The organism is Parabacteroides sp. 20_3 (assembly GCF_964238835.1).
GTDB lineage: Bacteria > Bacteroidota > Bacteroidia > Bacteroidales > Tannerellaceae > Parabacteroides > Parabacteroides distasonis.
The window spans coordinates 224,037-245,350 of the sequence record NZ_CAXSNO010000009.1 but is presented as its reverse complement, the minus strand read 5'-3'; the positions used below and the strand labels follow the sequence as shown (position 1 = coordinate 245,350).

Below are 21,314 nucleotides of genomic sequence, written 5' to 3'. Positions count from 1 at the left end.
AAAAACATCTATGAATTTCCTTGAGACAGAAAACGTGGTAAAACAGTACGCCGGGCATCTGGCGCTGAACAAGGTAAGTATCCAAGTTCCTCAAGGAACAATCTTTGGATTACTGGGGCCTAACGGGGCGGGCAAGACGACCTTGATCCGGATCATCAACCGGATTACAGCGCCGGATAGCGGAATCGTTCGCTTCAACGGCCATGAATCCAGCCCGGAAGACATCTACCAGATCGGTTACTTGCCGGAAGAGAGAGGGTTGTATAAAAAGATGAAAGTCGGGGAGCAGGCGATCTATCTGGCACAATTGAAAGGTCTCTCCTACCCAGAGGCACGCAGTCGTTTGACCCGTTGGTTCGAGAAATTTGACATCATGCCTTGGTGGAATCGCAAACTGGAAGAGCTGTCGAAAGGTATGCAGCAGAAAGTACAGTTCATCATTACCGTGATACACGAACCCGAGCTATTGATCTTTGACGAGCCATTTAGCGGATTCGATCCGGTCAACGCCGATCGCCTTAAACAAGAGATATTGGAATTGAAGGCGGCCGGACATACCATTATATTCTCAACTCACAACATGTCCTCCGTTGAGGAGATTTGTGACGAGATTGCTTTAATCAATCGCTCTGAGGTCGTCCTGTCCGGCAATGTCAAGGAGGTACGGGAACGGTTTAAGAGTAATACCTATATATTAAATGTACGCAAGGAGACTGGAGGTATTGAGGAGTTAAGGATACGCAAGGAAGAAAATATCAGTAACTCCGATTGGCTTACCCGGCTGGCGTCCCAATATGAGATTCTTTCCTTCACGGAGGAGATCCCTTCTATGAATGACATTTTTATCAACACCGTTTCCGGTACAAACACATCAAAGGTATGAGCAAAATTGGATTAATCATCAAACGGGAATATCTCCGGAGAGTAAGTAAAAAGTCATTTATCCTGCTCACGTTCCTCACACCGTTTCTATTCGCTGCACTTGCGTTCGTCCCCCTATGGCTCTCTTCCATCAAGGGAGATGAGGTTCATACAGTCGCCATACTCGACGCCACCGGCAAATACGCCCCGTTGTTCGAGGATACGGAAAGCTATCGTTTTATCAACGGCGACAAAGATATGGATAAGTACAGGCAAATGTCGGAAAAGGAGATATTCGCATTTCTCAACATCTCCGACGACTTGCAGAAAAATCCGAAAAACGCAACCCTCTATTCCAAGAAACAAATCCCAGCGGATTTGAGCCGACTCGTCAATATGACATTAAAGAAGCAGATAGAGAGTGACAAACTGGCAACATTCAATATCCCCAATCTACAAGAGATCATAAAAGAAAGTAAAGTAGATTTCAACATACAAACGATCAAATGGGGGGATGACGGAAGCGAAAAGCAATCCTCGTCCGTAGTGGCATCCATAACCGGAGTAATTTTCACCATGCTTATCTATATGTTCATCCTAATCTATGGAGGAATGGTCATGCAAGGGGTTATGGAAGAAAAGACGAACCGGATCATCGAGATTATGATCTCGTCCGTCAAACCTTTCGACTTAATGATGGGTAAAATTATAGGAATCGGTTTTGTCGGGCTTACGCAAGTATTCCTTTGGGCGGTTATGACCTTTATTCTCATCACCGGGGGAACTTTCTTTTTGGGAGGAGGTATGGAAAGCGAGATCTTGCAATCAAGCATGGCACTTAACACAACCCCTAACATGACGGCTATCGCAGCCCAGCAGCATGGAAATGAATGGATAGAGATGCTTCATACGATTAACTTCACCGAGATAGGCATCTTGTTTATCGCTTATTTCATAGGCGGCTACTTATTATATTCTTCTTTATTCGCCGCTATCGGATCAGCTGTAGACGGCCAAGAAGACACGCAACAATTCATGCTACCAGTCACGCTTCTTTTGGTTTTTGCCCTCTATGCGGGAATCTATAGCATGGAAAACCCTGACGGACCATTAGCTTTCTGGTGCTCCATGATCCCCTTCACCTCTCCGATCGTGATGATGGTCCGGGTGCCATTTGAGGTGCCTTTGTGGGAAATACTACTTTCTATTGGATTTTTGTATATATCATCCATCGGTTTCACTTGGTTTTCCGCCAAAATATACCGTGTAGGCATTCTCATGTATGGTAAGAAACCCAGTATAAAGGAGATGTCCAAATGGCTTCGTTACAAATAAAAACATGATATCTACAACAAAAAGCCTCGCTACTCTTATAGAATAACGAGGCTTTTTTTTATGTTGTTCTACCTGGATTCGAACCAGGACAAACAGGACCAGAATCTGTTGTGCTACCATTACACCATAGAACAATCTCTACAAAATTGTCAAGTAAACTTTAAACGTTGTTCTACCTGGATTCGAACCAGGACAAACAGGACCAGAATCTGTTGTGCTACCATTACACCATAGAACAATATTTAACAAATCACCAACTCTCTTGTTAGCGGATGCAAAGGTATATACTTTTTCAAAATTTGCAAATAAACCTTCGAAAAAAATGTCCAGAAAAAACACGTACGTCTTTCGGATAAAACACGTACATGTTTTCTCAAAAAGACGTACGTGTTTTTTTAAAAGCTTATAACGATCGAGGAGATAGTCTCAAACAAGGTATTACACATATATTAATGAAAGAAAAAGACGTATGTAACGAATTAAGAAGTATATTTGCGACTTGGAAAATTATATCAATAGAAATAAATGGATCAAACAAAAGAATTAGTAAAAACGATTGTTGAAGGCCTTCAAGAAAAAAGAGGCAAAAATATTGTAACAGTAGATTTAAGCCAGACTTCTGGTGCCATTTGTCAATATATGGTTATTTGTGAGGGAAACACTCCTACCCAAGTTTCTGCTTTATCCGATTCCGTATGGGATTTCGCACGCAAGAATGCAAATGAGAAGCCTTTGTCTATTGACGGTACACAGGGCGCTCAATGGATCGGCATGGATTATGGCACGGTTCTTGTACATATATTCTTGCCGGAACAACGTGCATTTTATAACTTGGAGAACCTTTGGGCAGACTCGAAGGTTATACAAGTACCTAACATTGATTAAGCCGGTCTAAATATTTGATGATAATCTCTTATGGAAAATAAAAACGACATGTTTAATAAAACACCGAAGAGCGGGAAACCTAAGATGTTCCGCTTTAATTTGTATTGGATGTACGGGTTGATCTTCATCATGCTTGTTGCCCTATACATGACAAATGATTCTTCGGGAACGAAAGAGCTAGGCTGGACAGAGTTCCAGAAACTAGCGCAGGAAAACGTATTCGATAAAATGACAGTCTACAACAAGAAGAACTTGGTGGAGGCTACAGTGAAAAATGGAAAGACTGAACAGGTCTTTGGGAATATGGACGTTTCTAAAATCGGGGTTTCTCCGAAAGTATACGTAAAGATCCCGTCGGCCGACAAGTTTTCCGATTTCTATGACAAAGCGGTAGCCGATAGTCATATCGATACACAAGTCCGGTTCGAGGAAGGCGATGACGCTATCTGGAATTTCTTGGTTTCATTCGGCCCGATTATCTTATTGATCGGTGTATGGATGTTCTTGATGAGACGTATGTCCGGTGGTACCGGCGCAGGTCCGGGTGGCGTGTTCAGCGTTGGTAAGGCAAAAGCTCAGCTTTTTGATAAAGATAATGACCGCAAGGTGACATTCAAGGATGTCGCCGGATTGGCGGAAGCGAAACAAGAGGTAGAGGAAATCGTCTCTTTCTTAAAGAATCCGGAAAAATATACCGAATTAGGAGGTAAGATACCCAAAGGTGCATTATTGGTAGGCCCTCCGGGAACCGGTAAGACATTATTGGCGAAGGCTGTTGCCGGAGAAGCTAATGTGCCGTTTTTCTCCTTGTCTGGTTCTGATTTCGTGGAGATGTTTGTCGGTGTAGGCGCCTCCCGTGTGCGTGACTTATTCCGCCAAGCGAAGGAAAAATCTCCTTGTATCGTCTTTATCGATGAGATCGATGCGGTAGGCCGTGCCCGTGGGAAGAACGCGAATATGAATAGCAACGATGAGCGTGAGAACACGTTGAACCAGCTGTTGACCGAAATGGATGGTTTCGGCTCTAACAGTGGTGTTATTATCTTAGCCGCTACAAACCGTGCGGACATTTTGGATAAAGCGTTGTTGCGTGCCGGACGTTTTGACCGACAAATCCATGTTGAATTACCGGATTTGAATGAACGTAAAGAGATATTCGGGGTGCATTTGCGTCCGATCAAGATAGATGAAAGCGTAGACGCTGAGTTCCTAGCAAGGCAGACTCCGGGCTTCTCGGGTGCTGATATCGCTAATGTTTGTAATGAGGCCGCTTTGATCGCCGCCCGTAACGGAAAGAAATTCGTACAGAAAGAAGACTTCATGAATGCGGTAGACCGCATTGTCGGTGGTCTTGAAAAACGTTCGAAGATCACGACGGAGGAAGAACGGAAATGTATCGCGAACCATGAGGCCGGTCACGCTACGTTAAGTTGGTTGTTGGAACATGCCAATCCGCTGGTTAAGGTGACAATCGTTCCCCGTGGTAAGGCATTAGGTGCGGCATGGTATTTGCCGGAAGAGAGACAGATCACCACCCGCGAGCAATTGCAGGATGAGATGTGCGCTACTTTAGGAGGACGTGCCGCAGAGGAATTAGTCTTGGGAAAAATATCCACAGGCGCATCCAACGATTTGGAACGTGTCACGAAACAAGCATATGCGATGGTCGTTTACTTCGGTATGAGCGATAAACTTCCAAACTTGAACTATTACGACTCCACCGGACAGGATTGGGGATTCACCAAGCCTTATAGTGAGGAGACCGCGAAATTGATCGATACGGAAGTACAGAAGATCATCAATGAGCAATACGACAGGGCAAAACGGATATTATCCGAGAATAAGGAAGGACATAGTAAACTTGCGCAGGTATTATTGGATCGTGAGGTAATCTACTCGGAAGATGTAGAGCATATCTTCGGGAAACGCGCCTGGATCTCCCGTTCCCAAGAGATTCTGGAGTTGCAGGAAAAGGCTAACGGAAAGAACAAGGAGAATGCGGATAAGGAGGCGAAAGCGGACGCAACAATGGAAAACGTAACCGATACTCCTACCGAAGAAAACAAGACAGGGAAAATAGCTTGACCAAAGTCAAGACATTCATAACAAGTAAGGCTGGGGCGTATCTTTGATCAAAAGTTACTATCCAGCCTTCCTTATTGCTGTATTATCAATTTATTAGTTATATTTGCAGCCAAAATTACAAACAAGCAAAAACACTATTGTTTTGAAAAATCTGATTACACGTGCATTGACTGGCATCATTTTCGTCGCGGTATTGGTTGGTGCGATCTATTTCCACTCCTATTATTTTCTTACGGTATTTGGACTCATTACCGGACTTTCTCTATGGGAGTTCTACGGATTGGTCAAACATTATGAGAATGCCGCCATCAAACGATTTGTCAGTTCCTTGGGGGGAGCCTACCTCTTCGCCGCCACATTCGGTTACGCCAATGGCTTGGTTGGAGGCAATATATTTCTCCCCTATCTTTTATTCTTAATGTATACCATGATCACCGAGCTTTACGATAAAGCCAGTAATCCAATCAATAACTGGGCATTGACCTTATTCGGTCAAATCTATTGCGCAGGCTCTTTCTCTCTGCTAAACTTTATTACATCGGTACCTAATACGCCGGGCGAGATCGTACATATCCCCTATTTTGCCTTGGCTATTTTCGTTTTCGTATGGGTAAATGATACGGGAGCTTATCTAGTGGGATCTATGCTTGGAAAAAGAAGATTGTTCGAACGTATCTCTCCCAAGAAGTCCTGGGAAGGTTTTTACGGAGGGTTGGCATTCGTATTAATAACCTCCCAAATATTCGCTTGGTTCATGCCGGCCACAAACTGGTACACATGGCTTGGATTAGCCGGCACGATCGTAGTATTCGGAACTTGGGGCGACTTGATCGAATCTTTGATGAAACGTACGTTAGGCGTGAAAGATTCCGGGCATGTATTACCCGGACACGGAGGCATGCTGGATCGCTTCGATAGCGTAATGATGGCTATACCGGCCGCTTATATCTATATCGAGTTATTTATTCGAAATTAAATGTCAGGATCACCATACGGGATGTAGCTTTCGATAAGGCATCCGTATATTTGATATTTGCTTGATCTACCAAGTCCGGACGATCTTTCTCCAATAGGTTAACCAATCCGAAACAGAATTTCAGCTCCGGGCATAACTTAAAGTAGGGTAGATAGATATCACATCCCAAGCCAAACTCAAATCCGAAGTCCGTGCTTTTCAATAGAATCGGATTACCTTTCTTACGGCCTATATCCACGGAGCCATAGATACCGCCGATCAAATAAGGACGGTAATTATTCAAGCGTAAAGCCGTATATTTAACGTCTAAGGGGAAATTCAGATAACTGGAACGAACGTTCGTGATGAATTCCTCTCCCGTAGCCTGTTCCCGAAACTTAAATTTCTTATCCCCGAAATGGATAGAAGGCGTGAAGCGTAAATTGAAATAAGGATTCATATACATATCTCCGATCACCCCGACACTAAAGCCGGGTGAGTAAGAAGGAATCTCCGCGAACCAAGTCTCTCCATTGGTCATGACACCGGTATGGGTCAATAACAAATCCTGCGAGTGAATACCCACATGAAACCCCAGATGAAGCCATTTCAAATCAGCGTACGGCTGATTCCTCACCCTTTCCTTTTGAGCCATGGCTCCCATGGTAGCCAAGCTTACCACATATAATATAAGTAATAATCGTCTCAAATCTCAACCTATTTTGTTTAATAACGAAAACCCGACAAAGATATTGCAAAAAAGAAGATTTTTGAAGAAAATAAGCCAGTAGATATTTTTTAAATAGAAAGAAAGCTATATTTTTGCACCTACTAATAGTTATCAATTTAAACGTTTAAAAAAATGGCTTACGTAATTAGCGATGATTGTATTGCATGCGGAACTTGTATTGATGAGTGTCCGGTAGGAGCAATTTCAGAAGGTGATAAATACAGCATCAACCCTGAAATGTGTACAGATTGTGGAACTTGCGCTGACGCATGTCCTACAGAGGCTATCCACCCGGCTGAATAATTCGCAGCAAAGAATAGGATTTTCCTTTGCGGAAAGCTCCTAACACATAACGGGCTGTTTCTCTCCATGAGTAAAACAGCCCGTTATCTTTTTCTCTTCGTGTTACATTAAAACTCAATATCCAACTTTATAGCACCGGAAGCCATATCCTCCTCCGAGGAATCGCCATGAATCGTTTCCTCCTCTTCAGGTTCCACCACGTCTTCCGCGGATTTCTTCAGATTTGAGTTCTTGATATAACTGATTACATCTTGCATTCCCTCCATAAACTTCTCAAAGTCCTCCTTATAAAGGAAAATCTTATGCTTCTCAAATGAGATTTGCAAACCATCCTTTGATTGAATTTTCTTACTTTCCGTAACGGCAACGAATAGGTCATCTTTCAAATTCCTCTTCACATCCAGATAATAAATCCGTTTTCCCGCTTTAATGGCTTTAGAGTATAGAATCTCCCTGTCGCCACCTTCAACATGTTTTTTATTCCTTGATTCTTCCATGACAGCTAACATTCGTTAAAAAACCACCCACTTTATATAACTTGCTTCAAATATGTGCATTTTTTTTTAATTAGCAACTATTTTAACGATCGAAAATACGCCCATTGAGGCTAAATTTGTAAAATATCATCTAACACATATAAAATTAAGTAAATCCGGATTCTTTTATGGAAAAAACGACTACCTTTGCAGCCTAATTTATAATAAGAAGTTCCTTCAAACGATGATCAACAGAATTTTAATCCGCATTAAAGTTTTACAGATAGTATACTCTTACTATCAAAACGGAAACGGTGACCTCAAAGTTGCGGAAAACGAATTGCTTTTCAGCCTTCAGAAGTCATATGACTTATATTATTATTTCTTACTCCTAATTATCGAAGTTACCAACCTGCAAAGAAGGATCCTTGACACCCGGAAGTGCAAATACATGCCTACCGATGAGGAGTTAAACCCGAATACACGCTTCGTAGACAATCGTTTTGTCGCTCAATTAGCGGAAAACGATACGTTGAAAAAGTATGTGGACGAGCAAGGTCTCTCATGGAGTAACGACGAGGAGTTTGTTAAAAACGTATTGGATACGATCTTAAGCTCTGAAATTTACGCCGAATACTTGAAAAACGAAGAAGACTCGTACGAGACGGATCGTGAGTTCTGGCGCCAGATCTTCAAGAAAGTAATCTGTGGGAACGAGATGATAGAGGAATATCTGGAAGACAAAAGCATCTACTGGAACGACGATATTGAGATCGTAGAGACTTTCGCCTTGAAGACTATCAAGAAATTCGAGGAGAAGAAAGGTAGTAAACAAGCCTTATTGCCAATGTTCAAGGATTTGGAAGACAAGGCTTTCGCAATCAAGTTATTTCGTCAAAGTTTGTTGAAAGGTAAGGAATATCGTGAACGCATCGACAAACATATGAAGAATTGGGAAACCGAACGTATCGCCAATATGGACTTGATCATCATGCAAGTCGCCTTAGCCGAGATTTTATCGTTCCCGACCATTCCCATCAACGTTACCTTAAATGAATATATCGATGCCGCAAAGTATTATAGTACACCTAAAAGCGGAACATTCATTAACGGAATTCTGGATTCAATAGTCAACGAATTAAAAAAAGAGAAGTTATTGCTCAAAGATTAATTATTATCATTACATTTGTGCATATCATTATTGATATTAACTTGTAAAACGATTATTATAGTATGAACTTACTCAGTATTTTACTTCAAACTCCAGCTGGAGGAAGTCAGTGGTCCGGTATTTTGATGATGGTAGTTATCGTAGCTATCTTCTATTTCTTCATGATCCGTCCGCAACAAAAGAAACAAAAAGAAATCCAGAAATCACGTGAGGCGTTGAAAACAGGCGATAAAGTGATTACCGCCGGAGGTATCTATGGAAAGATCAAAGAGATCGGTGATACTTATATGCTAATCGAGGTAGCGGATGGAGTACGTATCCGTGTAGATAAAACTTCTATTTTCGCTTCAGCGGAAGACGCTCAGCAGCAGAAATAATCTAACTACAGAATATGTCACGACTTGAGAACATACAAAATTCCTTCAAGTCTATCCAAGCAAAGACTAAGGCTTTTTTCCACGGAGACAGATGGAAAGAGGTCTTGGTCTTTTTCTTTTTCGCCCTTTTGGCTTTCGGTTTCTGGCTACTCCAAAGCTTGCAGCAGGAATATGAGATAGAACTTGTTTTTCCGGTTAAGTATAAGAACGTACCTGCCGATATAGCGTTTAATGCCCCTGAGGTGGAAACGATTACCGCAAAGGTAAAAGACAAGGGTAGCGTTTTACTCAACTATACTTTTGGAAGATCGTTTGCTCCGATCGAAGTGAACATGAAGAATACGAAGGAGAAAAATGGTTCGGTTCAAGTAAGTAAAAGGCAGATCGAGAACGATATTCAAAAACAATTGATAGCCACTACGGCATTACAAAGTTTTGATCCGCAACAAATAGATATGGATTTCAGTCAGCGGGTCCATAAGGAAATACAGGTCGTTTTTAATGGTGATATTCATATGGAAGCCGGCTTTCAATTATCCGGGGATATCCAAATCAATCCCCAAAAGATCAACGCTTATGCCACCGCAGCGATCTTAGATACGTTGACCTCGGTCAAGACGGCTTTCACTGAAGTTAAAAAAGCGAATAAAAACATTACGAGAACCGTACAACTAATCAAAGTAGACGGCGTTAACTTCGATCCGGAAAACGTATCTATCACGATTCCGATAGAGGAGTACACGGAGAAGACATTGGAAATACCTGTCTCTTGCAGTCATATACCGCCACATTATACGGTACGTATGTTTCCGGCGGTCGTAAAAGTGACTTGCAGTGTGCCCTTGTCCCGATTCAAAGGACTTTCGGAAGATATGTTCTCGATTCATATACCTTTTGAGGATCTGGAGCAAAACGTATCTGGTACCCTACCCGTCAAACTCACCAAGAAACCAGACTGGGTACATACGGCAACCTTATTGCCAGATAAGGTAGAATTTATTTTGGAACACAACAATAAGCATGATTAAAATAGGTATTACAGGAGGGATCGGGAGCGGCAAATCCGTCGTAGCCTCTTTATTAACGTTATCCAGTGTACCCGTATACATAGCGGACGAGGAAAGTAAATGGCTGACAAATAACTCCCCGGTTATCCGTGAGAAATTAACAGCCCTTTTCGGTCCGGAGATTTATACGAATGAGGGATTGAACAAGAAACTTCTAGCCTCCCACATCTTTAATAATCCGGAACAATTACAACAGGTCAACCAGATCATTCATCCTGAGGTAAACCGTCATTTCTCGGCTTGGGTGGAGAGACAGACTTCCCCTTTATGCGCCATCGAATCCGCCATATTATTCGAATCCGGTTTCTACAAAGTGGTAGACATAAGCTTGATGGTCTATGCCCCAAGAGAACTCCGCATCGAAAGAGCCTTGGGAAGGGACTCAGCCTCGAGAGAAGAAATCGAACGCAGAATCAACAGCCAAATATCGGACGAGGAAAAGAAAGATCGCTCCGATTATGTTATCTATAATGACAATAGACAGGCCCTTATACCGCAAGTAGGCAAACTGTTATGTTGGCTTCAATCCCAATAATCACCGATAGCGGGACGAGTGGCTTTTACAGCATCTTACCTTCATCATCCAATGAACTTAAGATACTTCGTCAACGAACCTAAGATACTTCGTTGATGCACCTAAGATACTTCTCCAACGAAGTTAACTGTCCTCATGACGGAAGAATTCCACTTTTTCTTATTACCTTTGTCACTTCGAAGTTTAACACTAATAGAAAATAAAAAACATTATGTTGAAGACTATTTTGTCTATTTCGGGAAAACCCGGTCTGTATAAACTGGTTTCCCATGGAAAAAACATGTTGATCGTTGAATCGCTGACTGATAACAAGAGAGTACCCGCATACGCAAAAGATAAAGTAATCTCATTAGGCGATATCGCAATCTATACGGATGAAACAGAAGTGCCTTTACATGAGGTATTGACTAGCGTAAAGAACAAGGAAGAGGGAAAAACCGCCTCTTTGGTACCTTCCAAAGCCACGACAGACCAATTGCGTGCGTACTTTGCCGAGGTATTGCCTAGCTATGATCGTGAGCGTGTTTATCCAAGCGACATCAAGAAACTACTCTCTTGGTATAACATCTTGATCAACGCAGGTATCACTGACTTCACCCCGGAAGATGCTCCGGCAGAAAAGGAAGCTGCTGAAAAAGAAGCTGAATAACAGCATACGACATAAAGATTAAAGAAAGGACCGTTCGATACCCATCGTCCGGTCCTTTTTTTAAACATACTTAAAGACTTTATTTTTCGCTATATTTGCATAATTCTAGATATCACTATTTATGAAAACAAAAACAGTTCTTCTCTTTCTTATCGTATTATTCTCAGGAATATGCCGGATACATGCGCAAGCCGATTTCTACTTGATGCAGGCATTAGGGAGTCGATATATCTACAACTCAGACTATTTTGAAGAGACCCGTGAAATGCAAGTCTATTTAAGCGGAGTAGATGGTAGCCTTAAAAGAGACTCTTTACTCGCTATTTATGTCTTAGACGCACAATATCCCCCCACATTCAATTTATTTTGTTCAACATTCGAGTTGACACATCCCAACATACCCTGTATTATTGTTGGAATATTTAATTCAAACAGGCAAAGTGAGCTGACCCCGCCTTTCACAGATTCCTTATCGGTAAAAAGATATGACAACCCGGGACATGGAAAAGAAATGCTCTCGTCATTAACGAATGAAATAATCCCTTTCATCCAAGAAAAATACCATGCGGGAAATAACAGGATTTTAGTCGGACATTCGTTGGGAGGGACATTCGTCACTTATGCGATGATGGAACACCCAGACTTATTTCCTTATATTATAGCCATATCACCGAACTATAAATACAGCGAAAATATGATGATTGATAGGTTACGAGTGTTCACGGAAACCTATCAAGGAGAAAAAAAATTATATATCTACCTAGCCAACGGAGACAAAGATAAAACAGAAGAAGACTTCAAGCCCATGATAAAAGAGGCTTGCTCCATCATCGAGAAAAATAATAGAATCGACCTACGATATGATTCTTTAAACATAAAGAAACACAGTCACACTATATTTGAAGGTTATTACAGAAGTCTCCTCTCGATAACACCTCTTCTCTAAAGTACTCTCGTAAGCTTGCGAGAACACTTATGCAAAAATAGTCCATTATTTTAGGCTAAACCTCACATTGTCTAGGGCGGGTAACTCCTCTATCTTTGCCAACAAATAATTCACTCTATTGACCTCATAAAATAAAGAGCAAAGATGGAAAGCACCAAGTATTATCTCGGTCTGGACGTTGGCGGTACCAATATGGTCGCTGGCGTAGTAGATGAGAATCACCAGATTATCGCAAAGGAGAGTATACCGACACAAGCCGGACGCACAATCGAGGAGATCACCACCGACATGGCGGAAGTCAGCAAAAAAGCGGTTCTCAAAGCAGGCTTGCAAATGGAAGACATCTCTTCTTGGGGCATCGGCATGCCCAGTTACGTAAATCCAAAGACGAACCTTTTGGTACATGCCAATTGTTTCGGATGGAAGAATGTCCCCATCTACGACTATTTAAAGAAGCATATCTCATTGCCTACTTATATAGCCAACGACGCCAATTGCGCGACCTATGGAGAGGTCTTGGCCGGATCGGCCAGCCAATATACCGACGCCATCATGCTAACGCTAGGAACGGGAGTCGGAGGCGGAATTATCATGGGTAAGAAGATTTATTCCGGATCCGATAATATGGGAGCCGAACTCGGACATACCAAATTGGTATACAATGGCGAACGCTGCACATGCGGGCAAAAAGGTTGTTTGGAAGCTTATTGCTCATCCACCGCATTAATCCGTATCATGAAAGAGACCTTACAAAAGAATAAGGACACCTTGATATGGAAACTTTGCGGCGAAGACGAAAATAAAGTCAATGGAGAGATTCTTTTCGAGGCCGCTAAACAAGGGGATTCCCTCGCTAAACAGATCGTCGATGACTATATCAGTAGACTGGCCGCCGGAATCTCCACGTTCATAACCATCTTCCGTCCGCAAGTAATCATCTTAGGGGGTGGTATCGCACATGCAGGTGACCTGCTGTTGAAACCTTTAAACGAGAAACTACATACTTGTACCTTCGCCGCCGAGGAAATAGGTATCCCCCAAGTCATCCGTGCGGAATTAGGAAATGACGCCGGAATAATCGGCGCCGCGCTTTTAGAGAAAACGATGTAACGAAAAAAAATATGAAAACAAATAAGAAAGAACTTTTAGATTCATTCAAGGGAGGACTGATCGTATCCTGTCAAGTACAACACGATGATCCGACTTTTTCAGTAGACTTTGTCGTAAAAATGGCAAAAGCCGCCCAATGGGGAGGAGCCGTGGGTATCCGTGCCAACGACCCAGAGCAGATCAAGGCAATTAAAAAAGAGGTGGATTTACCAGTAATCGGGCTTTGGAAAATCTGGCACGATGACACGGATGTGTTTATCACCCCAACCTTAGAGGCCGCTAAAGCCGTATGGGAAGCCGGAGCCGAGATTATCGCCTTGGACTGTACGAGCCAAATAACCCATGAAGGCCGCCCTGCATACGAATTGCTACCAATCGTCAAGAAAGAGATACCGGAAGCGATCATCTTCGCCGACGTATCCAATTATGAGGAAGCTGTACGTGCCGTAGAAATGGGAGCCGATATCGTTGGCCCTACCTTATATGGATATACGGAAGCAACCAAGCATATCGAGCAACCGGATTTACGAGAATTCGCCCGTATGTGCCGTGACTTTAAAGACAAAGCCTATGTCATTATGGAGGGGCATATCTACTCGCCGGAAGATGCCATGAAATGTATCTTCCTCGGAGCTCATTCCGTAGTAGTAGGTAGCGCGATCACCCGTCCGCACTTGATCACGAAACGTTTTACGGACTTACTAACCGGTTACCAAAATAACTGGCGGGAAGCCGAAAGAAGCAAACATTAAAAAATCATCTGCTTGTAGAGATAGGGCATGCCCCGTCTCTACACAATATTAACAACAATAATCATATGGCAAATTTCAATGTAGAAGGGGCGCAAAACGTAGAGATCAGCAAGAAATTACCTTGCGAGAAACCTCTGATCGTACAACTGGAGATCATGGAGCGGTATACGGCAGTCCATAAAGCCTGTGCCGCCCTACCCAAAGAGATACGTGAAGAGGAATGCCTGAAAGTTTTATACCCCACGCTATTTCGCAAGATCACGGATCAAGACTTGATCGCCGGACGTACGGATTTCCTACCGATCGGGTTCGGATGCGTAACTTCCTTAGGGGGTGTCGGGCATTATTGCGTATTCAAGAAACTCCGTGCCTTCCAGCTACAACTGGATGAAACTGAACGAAAACGGGTGGATGCGTTATATGATTATTGGTTGGATCACGATTTAAAGACCCAATTCAACAAGGAGGTCCTCACCGAGGATACATTGGGTATGTTCATCGACTGCGAATACCCGATGATCGCTACCGCACGTCTATCCGGAATGATGCTGGATTACCCGAAACTATTGGATAAGGGCATCGGTGGCCTTCGCTCTGATTTACAGGAGAAACTCAAAGAGCAACCCGATAATAACTTTTACAAAGCAGGCATCCAATGTCTGGATATTTTTGTAGATTGTGCTTCTCATCTCCAGCAAGACGCTAGAGATCAAATGGCTTCAGCCGACGAGAAAAGGCAAAAAGAATTAGAGCGTATCTGCCAAGCCCTAGAGAACATCAAGGAGAAGAAACCCGGTACGTTCCATGAAGCGATGCAGTTATTCTGGTTATTCGCTTTGTTGGCTGGTGTTATAAACTACGGTCGTCTGGATGATTATCTAGGCCCTTATTTAGTAGCCGATCTCGAGTCCGGGCGATTGACCGACGAAGAGGCATACCGATATATCCACTCGCTTTGGACCATGATTGAAAATCGCCGTACAACCGTAAACGGACGTATCATCGTAGGCGGTAAAGGACGCAAACATCCGAAAGAGGCCGACGTATTCCTGCATATCGCCATGAAAGTAGCGAAAAATTGCAGGTATGTAGAGCCACAATTCACCTTGCGTTTCGATAAAGATACCTCCGAGGAAATCTGGGACGAAGCGTTGGACGCTTTGGGTGCGGGAGCTACTTACCCGACCCTTTACAATGACGACGTAAACGTCCCGGCCGTCATGTACGGAATGCGTGTAGACGAGAAAGCAGCGGAACAATACGTGCCTTTCGGGTGTACCGAGTTCGTGATACAAGGACAAAGTACGGGTACGCCCAACATCTGCATCAATTTACTAAAACTACTTACGATTTATATGAATGATGGTATCGACCCGATTGACGGTAAACGTAAATCCGGGCCGGTACCTCTAAAGAAATTAGAGGAGTATCAGACATTCGAGGAATTCTATGACGGTTACAAGGCTTTACTCGATTATTATCTGGATCTGTCTGTCAAAGCCCAATACCATTCGTATGAGGTGATGAACCAGCACGTAAGTTTCTTGTTTACCAGCCTATTGACCGATGATTGCATCGCACGGGGAAAAGCGCTTTTGGACGGAGGCGTACGTTATCTAGGCGGGACAAACGAGACGTATGGCAATATCAACACTTCCGATTCCCTGTGGGTAATCCGGGATCTGGTATTCAATCAAAAAAAATACACGTTACGGCAATTGAATGATGCCATGCTAGCTAATTTTAACGGCTATGAGGCTTTACGAAAAGATTGCCTAAACTGTGATAAATATGGTAACGACCTTGAGACTGCCGATACGATGGCCAACGATTTGTACGAGTTCGTAGCGAAAGGCGTACGCAATCGCGGTATCGCCATCGGTATGCAATACTTCTTGATCGTTATCAGCAATAATCAATTAAACACGGAATGGGGAAACCGGACCGCCGCCTCACCCGACGGGCGATTATCGTGCATGTATATGAATCCTGCCAATAATCCGCAAGGGGGAGCGAATAAAAGCGGCCCCACGGCCATGCTGAATTCCTTGGCGAAGTTCGACGCCAAGTATCATGGAGGCTCGGTACAAAACATTAAGTTTTCTCCTTCCATGTTCAACGAGAACAGGGCTGTCATCAAGAGCCTGTTCAAGACTTATTTTGCGAAAGGGGGTTGCCATTTGATGGTGACTGTAGTAGATAAGGGAGTTTTAGAAGACGCGGTAGAGCACCCGGAAAATTACCCGGACCTAATCGTCCGGGTAAGCGGGTTCTCCGCGGTATTCGTCGATTTATCTCCCAATATTCAACAGGAACTTTTAAGCAGGGTATTATATGATGAATAAATATAAGGTTAGCGAGAATAGGTTATCAATCATGGAGATCGAACGGTTCGCCGTTCACGACGGCCCGGGCATCCGGACCGTCGTTTTCCTTCAAGGTTGTCCCCTACATTGTCCATGGTGCTCCAACCCGGAATCCCAGAAAAGGAAACCGCATCTGCTCCATATCAAGAATAAATGTATCGGATGCGGACGTTGCGAGGCGATTTGTACACGGGGAAATATCTCCATCCAAGATCATTATCCGGTATTTAATCGGCAGGCTTGTGTGGCGTGCAAGGCTTGCGAGCGTATATGCCCGCAGAACGCTATTAAGTTTGTCGGTGAATCAATTACCTCATCCGAGGTTATGGAAATCCTTTTACGTGACCGGGATTATTACCTGAATTCCGGTGGAGGGGTTACGTTTTCCGGAGGGGAAGCTTTCACGCAATTCGAGGGATTGATGGATTTGCTGATCCAATGCAAGAACGAGAAACTGCATACCTCCGTAGAGACTTGCGGGCAAGTGAATCTTGATAAGATAAAGCAAGCGCTTCCGCTTATCGATTTGTTCTTGTTCGATATCAAACATACGGACAAGGATTTACTTCAGAAAGAAACCGGAGCGAACTTGGATACGATCCTCACGAATTTACGGTATATATCCAGTAAGAGCGCTAATAAAGTAACGATCCGTGTACCGGTAATCCCCGGTTTCAATTTCAATGAGAATACGCTTCGGGAAATATTCATGCTGGCGAAAGAAAATCGTATCAAATGCGTACACCTGCTTCCCTACCATACATTGGGAAAAGATAAATACGAGCAATTAGGTCTCACCTATCCTTATCCCTGCGAGCAAATGCTAGCCAAAGAAGAGCTGTTCCCCTTTAAGGAGATGGGGGAAAAAATGGGTTTGGAAATACGAATCGGAGGATAAACTCCTCCCAATAAAATAGTATCTTCGCGCAAATCATCGTTTTATAAATCTTAGTAAGAGACATATGAAAACAGAAAAAGAGAAAGCGGCGGAAGGTCTATTATACAATGCGAATCATGATAGTGAGCTTCAAGATGAGATGAAAAGAGCGAAATGCGTCCTTTTCAAATACAACCAATTGCCCCCCGACCAAGAGGAAGAAAAAGATCGGATTCTAACCTCTTTTCTAGGCAAGAAAGGGAAGAACACCGTTATCCTATCCCCTTTCCAATGCGATTATGGCTATAATATCGAGATTGGGGATAATTTCTTCGCCAACGTGAATCTCGTTATCTTGGATGGAGCGAAAGTTCGTATCGGCAATAACGCATTCATCGCCCCGAACGTAGGCATCTATACCGCCGGCCACCCTTTTGACGTAAAGCAACGTAATGAGGGTTTGGAATACGCTTTTCCCGTGACTATCGGCGATAACGTATGGATCGGTGCGCAAGCCAGTATCCTTCCGGGGGTGACCATTGGCGATAACACGGTAATCGCCGGAGGTAGTGTCGTAACCAAAGATATTCCGGCCAATGTTATAGCTGCCGGCAATCCCTGCCGTGTAATCCGGAAAATAACGGAAGCCGACCGGAATAAATACCGCCAGCCCTAAGCTCCCGTTTAGGGTATCCCTAAGCCCTCGTTTAGGGCAGCCCTAAATTCCCGTTTAGGTTCATCGTAAATATCTCACTTCGGTAACGAGTGCCGGTAATCCTTGGGTGATGTCCCTACTATCTTCTTAAAGATACGGCTGAAATAGTAGGGATCGTCAAAGCCCAGTTTCAAGGCGACTTGATTGATCTTCATATTCGTATGTAATAATAGCTGGCAAGCCCGGTCTATTTTCATATGCAAGAAATAATTCATCGGAGCATAACCGGTTTCCTTGAAGAAAAGCCTGTACATATAAGATTCCGAATAGCCGAAATGAGAGGCCAATTCCTTTAATGTCAATTTATTTTCCAGATTCTCCGTCATGAAGTGGGTCGCCAAACTAATAAAGAACGTATTCTCCGCCTTGCTTTTGGAGAATTTAGCCTCCCTATACGTCTTCACATAGAGGAAAGAGGCGATCAAATGATTGAAACTTAAATTGACATAATTAACCGTAGCTTCATCCGTCCCGCTCTCCAACACGTTCAATAGTTCATCGAAGAAGGCGATACGATCGCCGATACGGGAATTATCATCCATGTCGATCGGGATCACCCCTTGCAGTTGATCGCTGATATACTTCGCCTTTTTCCCTTTAAAATGTGCCCAATAAATATACCAAGGATCATGCTCGCTCGAACCATATTGATGGGGCTTCTCTGCCGGGAGGATGAAAAAATGATTCTCGGGTACGACATATCGTTTTCCATCCAACACGTACCAGCCCTCTCCTTTGGTGCAATAAATTAAAAGGTACTCTCCACAACCGGACGCACGATCAATATAATGGCTTTCCGCCTTCGGAAAATACCCCATAGAGTGTACGACCAAGTCCGCGACTAACGGGTTGTTCAACGCTTGTTCTATAACGTAGAAAGGATAGACAATCAACCGCTGACCGGAAAAACCATGCTTTATTTTCGCCATAAACCAGAACTTTTAGATGGTTACTGAATAACGCAAAGATAATCCATTTTTTTTAGCTAGATACTCTATTATCCAAATCCTTTATGTGCAGTATTTTTGCCAATGAACAAATAAACCATATCAAATGGCGTTATCATAAGGAGATAATTAAACTAAATATTCTAATATATGAAAAAGATCGTATCTATTTTTCTAGTAACCATTTACGGGGTGTGTATGGTTGCATGTGGGAGTCGTTCCTCATCCACGGAAGTAAAAGATAATGTATTAACTGAGGAGGAAAAAGCGGAAGGCTATACCTTGTTATTCAATGGCAAGGATTTTACCGGTTGGAAAATGTTCAACGGGGGTGATGTCAAGGGATGGCAGGTAGAAGACGGGGTGATCGTCGGCTACGGAAACGGTGGTGACGTGATAGCGGATACCACGATCAAGGTAAGTACCGATATCGTTACCGTTAAGAATTACCATAACTTCCAGATCAAATGGGACTGGAAAATCGGAGCGCAAGGAAACTCCGGATTCTTATATCACGTACAAGAAGGACCTAAATACAAAGCTCCTTTTGAAACCGGCCCGGAATACCAGTTGATCGATGACGATAACTATCCTTGGGTCAGCGAGACCGGAAAAGAGGGATTGGAAGACTGGCAGAAAACGGGTTGCAACTACGCTATGTATGTACCGGAAACCAAACAGGTGAACCCTCCGGGAGAATGGAACTCCTCTATGGTACTTTACAAGGATGGATATGTTGAGCACTGGCTGAACGGAGAAAAACTATTCTCTTTCCAGGAAGGGTCCGAAGATTGGAAGATGCGTCGTTATAGCGGTAAATGGGAAGCTTTCCCCGATTACGGTATCTCTACCACCGGTAAACTTTGTTTTCAGGACCATGGAAGTAAAGTATATTTCAAGAATGTAAAGATTAAGGATTTAGACTAATTGTATTAAGAAATCAATGCCATGAATAGAAAAGAATTCTTTAAAGTATCGGCCGCGGCAAGTCTCGCGTCACTACTATCACCCCTTTCCGCCTATGCGGAGAAATTCGAATCGGAAGGTAAAAAGGTGAAAGTAGCCGTTATCGGTTGCGGAAGTGTATCTACCCAATATTTTCCCCATATATCGAAATGCCCGTATGTAGAAATCGTGGCTTGTTGCGATATCAAACCGGATCGTGCTCAAAAGGCTGCCAAGCAATATAATATACCTAAATGGTACAAGCATATCGATGATATGCTTAGTGGTTCCAAGTTCGACTTGATGCTTACATTGACCGATATGCAGGTTCACGGAGAGTTAAACCGTAAGGCTTTGATGGCGGGAAGAAATGTCTGGAGCGAGAAACCTTTGGCGAATTCCTATAAGGAAGGCAAAGAATTATACGATCTCGCTACTAGCAAGGGGCTTCGTATCTGGGGTGCGCCTGCCGTTGTAAACAGTCCTCAATTTGCCTTTATGGCCGAACAAATCAATAAAGGAACCCTAGGTAATCTGGCATGCGCGCACGGACATTACGGACATGAAGGTCCTTCTTGGTCCGCTTTCTTCTACGAACCGCTAGGTGGCAGTATGCCCGACTTAGGAGTCTATAACATCGCTACCCTAACCGGATTATTGGGACCGGCTAAATCCGTTGTTGCCATGACTACAATCGTAACCCCGGAGAGAACCGTAGACGATAAGGGCAAGATCAAAGTTCGAGAAGAAGATAATGCCATGATTATCATGGAACACGAAAAGGGAGTCCTTTCTCATATCGAGTGTGGTTTCAACTATTTCGATCCATACGGACATTTAGGTAAAGGACAGGAGAAAGCGACGATCTCCTTATACGGTTCCCACGGCAATATGCATATGGTAGGTTACGACTGGGCACCGAACGGGGTGGACTTATCGACGATGGATCATCCGGTACCCCAGCGTTTCGTTCCGGACACCAATGGCTATGTTTGGCAAGAAGGTGCTTCCGATATCAGCAAACACATGGCATTAAACACGGAACCACGTATAAATGTCGAGCATGCGTTACACGTATTAGAGATTATCGAGGCCGCCCGAAAATCACAAGCTACAGGTCAACGCATCCAGCTTGTATCGAAGTTTCCTTGGCCGATGGTAAAATAAATTAAGAAGTCTTAGTAGTGAAAAGAACGGGACATTTAATATATTTGTTCCTGTAAATAC

General features: G+C 43.3%; 22 protein-coding genes and 2 tRNA genes. 19 read left to right on the top strand and 5 right to left on the bottom strand.

The genetic code is table 11. From position 1 onward, the window contains the following. The first annotated feature begins 10 nt into the window (after positions 1-10). Entirely contained in the window at positions 11-883 is an 873-nt protein-coding gene (locus tag ACESPU_RS18355) for an ABC transporter ATP-binding protein (RefSeq protein ID WP_008780206.1), read from the top strand. Beyond that, entirely contained in the window at positions 880-2,196 is a 1,317-nt protein-coding gene (locus ACESPU_RS18350; RefSeq protein WP_009018235.1) for an ABC transporter permease, read from the top strand. The genes ACESPU_RS18355 and ACESPU_RS18350 overlap by 4 nt, the downstream gene beginning before the upstream one ends. 63 nt (positions 2,197-2,259) lie before the next feature. Here the strand turns inward: ACESPU_RS18350 and ACESPU_RS18345 are convergent. Continuing rightward, a tRNA-Gln gene (locus ACESPU_RS18345) sits at positions 2,260-2,330 on the bottom strand. Positions 2,331-2,363: 33 nt separating this feature from the next. Then, positions 2,364-2,434 (bottom strand) — tRNA-Gln (locus ACESPU_RS18340). 287 nt (positions 2,435-2,721) lie between these two features. Here ACESPU_RS18340 and rsfS point away from each other — a divergent pair. From rsfS to ACESPU_RS18325, 3 genes are all read left to right on the top strand, one after another. After that, positions 2,722-3,081: a ribosome silencing factor gene (gene rsfS / locus ACESPU_RS18335; RefSeq protein ID WP_005854895.1), complete on the top strand. Its 360-nt coding sequence runs from the start codon at positions 2,722-2,724 to the stop codon at positions 3,079-3,081. A gap of 30 nt (positions 3,082-3,111) precedes the next feature. Beyond that, positions 3,112-5,166: an ATP-dependent zinc metalloprotease FtsH gene (ftsH, locus tag ACESPU_RS18330; protein ID WP_009018234.1), complete on the top strand. Its 2,055-nt coding sequence runs from the start codon at positions 3,112-3,114 to the stop codon at positions 5,164-5,166. A 142-nt stretch (positions 5,167-5,308) separates the two neighbouring features. Then, on the top strand, positions 5,309-6,142 hold the full coding sequence (locus tag ACESPU_RS18325) for a phosphatidate cytidylyltransferase (RefSeq protein WP_005854890.1): 834 nt from the start codon (positions 5,309-5,311) through the stop codon (positions 6,140-6,142). Here the strand turns inward: ACESPU_RS18325 and ACESPU_RS18320 are convergent. Further along, complete coding sequence (locus tag ACESPU_RS18320) at positions 6,129-6,830, bottom strand: porin family protein (protein ID WP_008778155.1); 702 nt, start codon at positions 6,828-6,830, stop codon at positions 6,129-6,131. The genes ACESPU_RS18325 and ACESPU_RS18320 overlap by 14 nt on opposite strands. Positions 6,831-6,983: 153 nt before the next feature. On the opposite strand from ACESPU_RS18320, the gene ACESPU_RS18315 reads away from it, so the two are divergent. Then, positions 6,984-7,154: a DUF362 domain-containing protein gene (locus ACESPU_RS18315; protein WP_005854886.1), complete on the top strand. Its 171-nt coding sequence runs from the start codon at positions 6,984-6,986 to the stop codon at positions 7,152-7,154. Between the two features lie 107 nt (positions 7,155-7,261). Here ACESPU_RS18315 and ACESPU_RS18310 read toward each other — a convergent pair whose 3' ends face one another. Beyond that, entirely contained in the window at positions 7,262-7,651 is a 390-nt protein-coding gene (locus ACESPU_RS18310; protein WP_048927666.1) for a DUF3276 family protein, read from the bottom strand. A gap of 223 nt (positions 7,652-7,874) precedes the next feature. On the opposite strand from ACESPU_RS18310, the gene nusB reads away from it, so the two are divergent. The 11 genes from nusB (at position 7,875) to ACESPU_RS18255 (ending at position 18,156) form a co-directional block, all read left to right on the top strand. Beyond that, positions 7,875-8,801 (top strand): transcription antitermination factor NusB, encoded by a 927-nt coding sequence (gene nusB / locus ACESPU_RS18305; RefSeq protein ID WP_005864942.1) that lies wholly within the window; start codon positions 7,875-7,877, stop codon positions 8,799-8,801. A gap of 62 nt (positions 8,802-8,863) precedes the next feature. Further along, positions 8,864-9,178, top strand: a complete 315-nt coding sequence (yajC, locus tag ACESPU_RS18300; RefSeq protein ID WP_005854879.1) for a preprotein translocase subunit YajC — start codon at positions 8,864-8,866, stop codon at positions 9,176-9,178. Positions 9,179-9,192: 14 nt separating this feature from the next. Then, on the top strand, positions 9,193-10,206 hold the full coding sequence (locus ACESPU_RS18295; protein WP_005864938.1) for a YbbR-like domain-containing protein: 1,014 nt from the start codon (positions 9,193-9,195) through the stop codon (positions 10,204-10,206). Next, entirely contained in the window at positions 10,199-10,780 is a 582-nt protein-coding gene (coaE, locus tag ACESPU_RS18290; RefSeq protein ID WP_373133584.1) for a dephospho-CoA kinase, read from the top strand. Before ACESPU_RS18295 ends, coaE begins: the two co-directional genes overlap by 8 nt. 211 nt (positions 10,781-10,991) lie before the next feature. Further along, positions 10,992-11,429, top strand: coding sequence for a DUF5606 domain-containing protein (locus tag ACESPU_RS18285; protein WP_005864934.1), 438 nt, complete (start codon positions 10,992-10,994; stop codon positions 11,427-11,429). A 121-nt stretch (positions 11,430-11,550) separates the two neighbouring features. Beyond that, on the top strand, positions 11,551-12,375 hold the full coding sequence (locus ACESPU_RS18280) for an alpha/beta hydrolase (protein ID WP_008780201.1): 825 nt from the start codon (positions 11,551-11,553) through the stop codon (positions 12,373-12,375). A gap of 144 nt (positions 12,376-12,519) precedes the next feature. Further along, positions 12,520-13,485, top strand: a complete 966-nt coding sequence (locus ACESPU_RS18275; RefSeq protein ID WP_005864930.1) for an ROK family protein — start codon at positions 12,520-12,522, stop codon at positions 13,483-13,485. A gap of 11 nt (positions 13,486-13,496) precedes the next feature. Further along, complete coding sequence (locus ACESPU_RS18270; protein WP_005854869.1) at positions 13,497-14,237, top strand: N-acetylmannosamine-6-phosphate 2-epimerase; 741 nt, start codon at positions 13,497-13,499, stop codon at positions 14,235-14,237. Positions 14,238-14,302: 65 nt separating this feature from the next. Next, on the top strand, positions 14,303-16,582 hold the full coding sequence (locus tag ACESPU_RS18265) for a pyruvate formate lyase family protein (RefSeq protein ID WP_158532313.1): 2,280 nt from the start codon (positions 14,303-14,305) through the stop codon (positions 16,580-16,582). Next, positions 16,572-17,501 (top strand): glycyl-radical enzyme activating protein, encoded by a 930-nt coding sequence (locus ACESPU_RS18260; RefSeq protein WP_048927661.1) that lies wholly within the window; start codon positions 16,572-16,574, stop codon positions 17,499-17,501. Before ACESPU_RS18265 ends, ACESPU_RS18260 begins: the two co-directional genes overlap by 11 nt. A gap of 64 nt (positions 17,502-17,565) precedes the next feature. After that, positions 17,566-18,156, top strand: coding sequence for a sugar O-acetyltransferase (locus ACESPU_RS18255; RefSeq protein WP_158532312.1), 591 nt, complete (start codon positions 17,566-17,568; stop codon positions 18,154-18,156). A 74-nt stretch (positions 18,157-18,230) separates the two neighbouring features. Here ACESPU_RS18255 and ACESPU_RS18250 read toward each other — a convergent pair whose 3' ends face one another. Next, positions 18,231-19,124 (bottom strand): AraC family transcriptional regulator, encoded by an 894-nt coding sequence (locus ACESPU_RS18250; RefSeq protein WP_005854860.1) that lies wholly within the window; start codon positions 19,122-19,124, stop codon positions 18,231-18,233. A gap of 168 nt (positions 19,125-19,292) precedes the next feature. On the opposite strand from ACESPU_RS18250, the gene ACESPU_RS18245 reads away from it, so the two are divergent. Together ACESPU_RS18245 and ACESPU_RS18240 are read left to right on the top strand one after the other, a co-directional pair. Further along, positions 19,293-20,069 carry a DUF1080 domain-containing protein gene (locus tag ACESPU_RS18245; RefSeq protein WP_008773367.1) on the top strand — a complete coding sequence of 259 codons (777 nt, stop codon included), beginning with the start codon at positions 19,293-19,295 and terminating at the stop codon, positions 20,067-20,069. A 21-nt stretch (positions 20,070-20,090) separates the two neighbouring features. Beyond that, positions 20,091-21,254 carry a Gfo/Idh/MocA family protein gene (locus ACESPU_RS18240; protein WP_005854857.1) on the top strand — a complete coding sequence of 388 codons (1,164 nt, stop codon included), beginning with the start codon at positions 20,091-20,093 and terminating at the stop codon, positions 21,252-21,254. Positions 21,255-21,314: the final 60 nt, after the last annotated feature.